This window comes from Kitasatospora sp. NPDC101235 (assembly GCF_044767505.1).
Lineage (GTDB): Bacteria > Actinomycetota > Actinomycetes > Streptomycetales > Streptomycetaceae > Kitasatospora.
The window spans coordinates 1-1,876 of sequence record NZ_JBIWNZ010000084.1 but is presented as its reverse complement, the minus strand read 5'-3'; the positions used below and the strand labels follow the sequence as shown (position 1 = coordinate 1,876).

Genomic DNA, 1,876 nt, shown 5'->3' with positions numbered 1-1,876 from the left:
GCCGATGGTTTCGGTGAAGGGGAGGTCTTGGTTTGCGAGGGCTTGGTTGATGGTGGGGGTGGGGTTGTGGTGGGGGGTGGTGCGGAGGATGAGGGGGTTGATGCGGCTGGTGATGGTGTGGTCGAGGTGGTGCTGTCCGCGCTTGGCGACGGGCGTGATGATGCCGATGTCGGTTTGGTTGGTGAGGTGGTGGAGGACGTGGGTGTAGACGGCGATGTGGTAGGCGAAGGGGGTGTGGTGGTTGGTGTGGGCGTGGGTGTTCCAGGTGTGGAGGTGGGCCTGGGGGATGGGGTGTTGGGTGCCGTGGGTGGGGCCGGTGGGTGGGAGTGGGGTGGTGGGGGTGTTGGGGAGTCGGAGTTTGGGGAGGGTGCGGAGTTGGTTGCGCCAGTAGGTCTTTTGGGGGGTGAGGTCGGGGGTGTGGGTTGTTTGTTCGTGGTGGATTTGGGTGAGGGTGGGGGCGGGGTTGTTCCAGGTGGGTGGGGTGTTGTCGAGGCGGGCCCGGTAGGCGGTGTTGAGGTCGTTGATGAGGACGGATTCCGACCATCCGTCGAAGGCGATGTGGTGGATGGCGAGGCCGATGAGGTGGGTGTCGTGGTCGGTCCGGGTGTGGGTGGCGCGCCAGTTGTGGCCGGTGGTGGGGTCGAGGGGTTGTTGGAGGTGGTGGTTGGTGGTGGTGAGGGCGTGGTGGGGGTCGGTGGTCGGGGGGAGTTCGTGGATGTCGGGGGTGGTGGGGTGGTTGGGGATGGTGGCGGTGGGTGGGTTGGTGGGGTGGTAGTGGGCGTGGAGGGTCTGGTGGCGGTGGTGGAGGTCGGTGAGGGCTTGGGTGAGGGCGGTGGTGTTGAGGGGGCCGGTGATCCACCAGGTGAGGAGGCAGGTGGTGGTGGGGGTGGCGTGGGCGAAGTTGGCTTGGCCGGTGGTGAGGGGGATGTCGGTCGAGGGTGTGGCGGTCGGGAGTTCTTCTTCGGTGTTGTCGGTGCTCCGGGTGGTGAGCCAGTGGTGGAGGCTGGCGGGGGTGGGGGTGCGGTAGATCTGGGAGACGGGGACGGGGTGGTCGAGGGTTTGGGTGAGGCGGCTGGCGAGTCGGGCGGCGTCGAGGCTGTTTCCGCCGAGGGCGAAGAAGTCGGAGTCGGTGTTTTGGGGGGTGATGGGGGTGAGTTGGGCGAAGGCGTGGGTGATGTGGTCGAGGGTGGTGCGGGGGGCGTCTTCCGGGTTCTCGGGTGTGGTGTTCTCGGTCGTGGGGTTGTGGGTGGCGAGGGCCTTGTGGTCGATCTTTCCGTTGCGGGTGAGGGGGAGGGTGGGGAGCTGTTGGATGTGGCGGGGGAGGAGGTAGTTGGGGAGTTCGTGGGTGAGGGTGGTTTTGATGGTGTCGGGGGTGACGGGGTGGTCGGGGTCGGTGACGTAGTAGAGGGCTAGGTCGGTGGGTCGGCCCAGGGTGTCGGTGATGGGGGTGACGGCGGTGCGGTGGATGCCGGGGATCCGGTTGGTGGTCTGTTCGACTTCGCCGGGTTCGATGCGGTGGCCGCGGATTTTGATTTGGCGGTCGTTGCGGCCGGTGTAGTGGAGGGTGTGGTCGGGGGTCCGGTGGCCGAGGTCGCCGGTGCGGTAGATGCGGGTGGGGTGGCCGTCGAGGGTGAGGGTGGTGAACTTCTCCTCGGTGAGGTCGGGGTTGTCGAGGTAGCCGTGGGCGAGGCCGTGGCCGGCCAGGCAGATCTCGCCGGTGCTGCCGGGGGGTGCGGGGTGGTCGCCGTCGAGGATGTGGACGGCGCTGTTGGTGAGGGGCGTGCCGATGGGGATGCCGGTCGGGTTGTCGAGGTCGGCCGGGGTGATCCGGTGCGCCGAGACCAGCGCGGTTGACTCCACCGGCCCGTAACCGTTG

Annotated in this window: 1 protein-coding gene; it reads right to left on the bottom strand. The window is 67.8% G+C overall.

Features of this window, described 5'->3' with window-relative positions; all coding sequences use genetic code 11:
* Nucleotides 1-1,876, bottom strand: a 1,876-nt coding sequence (locus tag ACIRRH_RS43885) for a condensation domain-containing protein (RefSeq protein ID WP_403079099.1), incomplete at both ends; no start/stop codon positions are given.